This window comes from Luteimonas sp. 100069 (assembly GCF_003813845.1).
GTDB lineage: Bacteria > Pseudomonadota > Gammaproteobacteria > Xanthomonadales > Xanthomonadaceae > Luteimonas > Luteimonas chenhongjianii.
Map to the genome: position 1 here is coordinate 1 of NZ_RPFN01000013.1, position 4,363 is coordinate 4,363.

Sequence of the window (4,363 nt, forward strand, 5' to 3'; positions counted from 1 at the left end):
CCCCTCTCCCCCCGGGAGAGGGGTTGGGGTGAGGGCCACCGCCCACCGATCCCAAGCCCGCGCACCCCCGACAACACAGCCCGCCCGAGCCGCCGCTCCGCGCTCAAAGCCCCTCTCCCCCCGGGAGAGGGGTTGGGGTGAGGGCCGACGCCCGCGCCAATCCCAGCCCGCGCAGCCCCGACAACACACAGCCCGCCCGAGCCTCCGATCCGCGCTCAAAGCCCCTCTCCCCCCTGGGAGAGGGGTTGGGGTGAGGGCCGACGCCCACTGGCGCTCCCGATCGGCTAGCGTGACCGCATCGTCCACCGGAGGCGCGAATGCCCCACGCCATCGCCCACCACGCCGTCCTCGATGCGCGCATGGTCGCGGCCACTCGCGGGCTGCGGCTGCTGAGTCTGGCGAGCTGGCCGGCGCAGACCCAGCAGGCGTTCCTGGGCGCGCTCGCCGCCGGGCGGCGGGCGATGCCGGTGGTGCGCTACCCCGCGCTCGACTTCTCCGATGCCCGGCGCGAGCTGGACGCCATTGCCGCGGCCGCCGATCGCGACCACCCGCTGGGCGCCTACATCGCCGAATCGGCGCAGGTCTGGACCATCACCGCGCAGCTGCTCGAATCGCTGGGCACCGATGCGGCTTGTGGCCATGCGATCGCCCTGTACGGCCGCCCGGACGTGGACCTGCCCGGGAGCACGCTGACCACCCGCGACGCGGCGGGCCACTTCATCCGGATCGCCAACGAGCTCGACCCCCGCCTGCTCGCCGCCGCCGAGCGGCCGACCCTCGATGCGTCCACCCTGCAGGCGCAGCTGCAGAACGATCTCGACGCCTATTTCGGCGGGCGCGTCATCACGGTCGAACTCGACCCGGAAATGATCGCCAAGGCCGCGGCCGGCGCCTACCGGCTGCGGCTGCGCAGCGACGCACGCTATTCGATCCACGACCGCGAGCAACTGCTGCAGCACGAAGCGTTCGTGCATTCGCTGACCGCGCTCAACGGCCGCGAACAGTCAGTGCTGCCGAGCATGGCGATGTCGTCGCCGCGCACCACCTGCACCCAGGAAGGCCTGGCGGTGTTCGCCGAGCAGATCACCGGCAGCATCGACATCGACCGCATGAAGCGCGTGAGCCTGCGCATCGAGGCGATCGCGCTCGCGCTGAGGGGCGCCGATTTCCTGCAGGTGTTCGATTATTTCCGCGACGAAGGCCAGGCGACGAACGAGAGCTTCGCATCCGCGCAGCGCGTGTTCCGCGGGGTGCCGCTGACCGGCGGCCATGCCTTCACCAAGGACGCGGTCTATCTGCGCGGCCTGATCGAGGTGCATACCTTCTTCCGCCAGTCGCTGGCGCAGCGGAAGTTGCCGCTGTGCCGGCAGTTGTTCGCCGGCAAGATGACCCTCGACGATGTCGTCCGGCTGTCGCCGCTGTTCGAGGCCGGCACGCTGGCGCCGCCGCGCTGGCTGCCACCGTGGCTCGAGCGCGCCGGTGGCCTGGCCGGGATGCTGGCTTTCTCGCTGTTCGCCAACCGGATCCGGCTCGACAAGCTGTAGCCGGCACCGCGCGACTGCCTGCGAGGGCGTCGCAATACGCGCTGCGATGCACACGGTCGCCGGCCTGCATAGGACGCCGGCGGCAAGGGACCCGCGCGCGAGAAGGTTAGAATCGCCTTCGCATTCTTCTTTCCGAGCAGACCCAAGCCGATGTCCAACGACGAGTTTCGCCAGGCCGCCCTCGACTACCATCGCTCGTCGCCGCCGGGGAAGATCACCGTCAGCGCGACCAAGCCGATGCTGACCCAGCGCGACCTGGCGCTCGCCTATTCGCCCGGTGTGGCCTTCGCCTGCGAGGAGATCGTCAAGGATCCCAACGCCGCCAGCGAGCTCACCGCGCGCGGCAACCTGGTCGCGGTGATCTCCAACGGCACCGCGGTGCTGGGCCTGGGCGACATCGGCGCGCTGGCCGGCAAGCCGGTCATGGAAGGCAAGGGCGTGCTGTTCAAGAAGTTCGCCGGCATCGACGTGTTCGACATCGAGATCGACGAGCGCGATCCCGACAAGCTCGTCGAGATCATCGCCTCGCTCGAACCGACCTTCGGCGGCATCAACCTCGAGGACATCAAGGCGCCCGAGTGCTTCATCGTCGAGCGCAAGCTGCGCGAGCGGATGAAGATTCCGGTGTTCCACGACGACCAGCACGGCACCGCGATCATCGTCGGCGCGGCGATCGTCAACGCGCTGGAGATCGCCGGCAAGAAGATCGAGGAGGTCAAGCTCGCGACCACCGGCGCCGGCGCCGCGGGCATCGCCTGCCTCGACATGCTGGTCGCGCTGGGTCTGCGCCCGGAGAACATCCTCGCCTTCGACCGCGACGGCGTGATCCACACCGGCCGCCCCGACCTCGATCCCGACAAGGCCCGCTACGCCCGCGACACACCCGCGCGCACGCTGGCCGAGATCGTCGACGGCGCCGACGTGTTCCTCGGCCTGTCGGCCGGCGGCATCCTCAAGCCGGAAATGGTCGCCACCATGGCGCCGCGTCCGGTGATCCTGGCGCTGGCCAATCCCTATCCGGAGATCATGCCCGAGGACGCCAGGCGCATCCGCCCCGACGCGATCATCGCCACCGGCCGCTCGGACTTCCCCAACCAGGTCAACAACGCGGTCTGTTTCCCGTACATCTTCCGCGGCGCGCTCGATGTCGGCGCCACCGGCATCAACGAGGCGATGAAGCTCGCCTGCGTGCACGCGATCGCGCAGCTGGCCAAGGAAGAAGCCAGCGACCTGGGCAGCGCCTATGGCGAGGAAATCCCCAGCTTCGGCGCGGAGTACATCATTCCCCGTCCGTTCGACGCGCGACTGCTGACCATCGTCGCGCCGGCCGTGGCCCAGGCGGCAATGGACTCGGGCATCGCGCTGCGTCCGATCGAGGATCTGCGTGCGTATCGCGAGAAGCTCGGCCAGTTCATCCATCGCACGGGCCTGGTGATGAAGCCGATCTACGATCGCGCCCGCAGCGACCGCCAGCGCATCGTCTACGCCGAGGGCGAGGAGGAAGTGGTGCTGCGCGCGGTGCAGACCGTCGTCGACGAAGGCCTGGCCACGCCGGTGCTGATCGGCCGCCCCGACGTGATCGAGATGCGTATCCAGCGACTCGGCCTGCGCCTGGTCGCAGGCCGCGATTTCGAACTGACCAACATCAACGACGACCCGCGCTTCAACGACTACTGGCAGCACTATCACGCCATGACCGCGCGCCGTGGCGTCACGCCGGAGTCGGCCAAGAACCTGCTGCGCTCGCGTCCCTCGCTGATCGCCGCGATCATGGTCGACCGTGGCGAGGCCGACGCGATGATCACCGGCATCGTCGGCCGCTTCCACAAGAAGCTCGGCTACGTGCGCAGCGTGCTGGGCCTGGACCCCGGCCTGCAGAGCACCTCGGCGATGACCGGCGTGGTCAACGACCAGGGGCTGTGGTTCTTCGTCGACACCCACGTGCAGCCCGACCCGACCGCCGAGCAGATCGCCGAGAGCACCATCCAGGCCGCCTACCGGCTGAAGCTGTTCGGCATCGAGCCGAAGATCGCGCTGCTGTCGCACTCCAACTTCGGCAGCCACGACGACCCGAGCGCACGCAAGATGCGCGCCGTGCGGGAGATCCTCGTGCGCCGCGCGCCGAAGCTCGAGTTCGACGGCGAGATGATGGGCGACACCGCCTGGGACGAATCCCTGCGCCGGCGCATGCTGCCCGACACCACGCTCAGCGGCCGCGCCAACCTGTTCGTGTTCCCGAACATCGACGCCGCCAACATCACCTACAACATGATCCGCATGATGACCGGCGGCGTCGCGCTCGGTCCGATCCTGATGGGCGTCAACAAGCCCGCACACATCCTCACCCCGTCGGCCACTCCGCGCCGGGTGATCAACATGACCGCCATCGCCGCGGTGGACGCGCAGATCCGCAAGGCGCAGCTGCTGGAAGGCTGAGCGGCCTTGGCCGCGCCATGAGTGTTCTGGCGCGGTGACTCGCACGTTCTGGTGGCCGAGCAGCAGCCCGCGCGAGTCGGCATCGCCTCGGCGGCTGCCCTCACCCCCACCCCTCTCCCAAAGGGAGAGGGGCTCGGCGCGGCGCGCGGCGCGGGTGGCTCAGCGACACGGACTTGAAGCCCATCGCCTCTCGCCCCGCGTCCGGCCCCCCCGATTCTCAAGCCCCTATCCCCCGGGAGAGGGGTGAGGGGTGAGGGCACCCGCCCACGCAGCGTCCGGCCCCCGCAACTCTCAAGCCCCTCTCCCCCCGGGAGAGGGGTTGGGGTGAGGGCAGCCCCCGGCGCAGCGTCCGGTCCCTCGCGAATCTCAAGCCCCTCTCCCCC

2 protein-coding genes are annotated in these 4,363 nt (G+C 69.6%); both read left to right on the forward strand.

Features of this window, described 5'->3' with window-relative positions:
• Positions 1-317: 317 nt before the first annotated feature.
• Positions 318-1,544: a flavohemoglobin expression-modulating QEGLA motif protein gene (locus tag EGK76_RS15280; RefSeq protein WP_123833185.1), complete on the forward strand. Its 1,227-nt coding sequence runs from the start codon at positions 318-320 to the stop codon at positions 1,542-1,544.
• Between the two features lie 150 nt (positions 1,545-1,694).
• Positions 1,695-3,980 carry an NADP-dependent malic enzyme gene (locus EGK76_RS15285; RefSeq protein ID WP_123833186.1) on the forward strand — a complete coding sequence of 762 codons (2,286 nt, stop codon included), beginning with the start codon at positions 1,695-1,697 and terminating at the stop codon, positions 3,978-3,980.
• Positions 3,981-4,363: the final 383 nt, after the last annotated feature.

What these genes read in the sequence shown, in the direction of transcription:
- EGK76_RS15280 (WP_123833185.1), top strand. Translation starts at nt 318, where the DNA reads ATGCCCCACGCCATCGCCCACCACGCCGTCCTCGATGCGCGCATGGTC.
- EGK76_RS15285 (WP_123833186.1), top strand. Translation starts at nt 1,695, where the DNA reads ATGTCCAACGACGAGTTTCGCCAGGCCGCCCTCGACTACCATCGCTCG.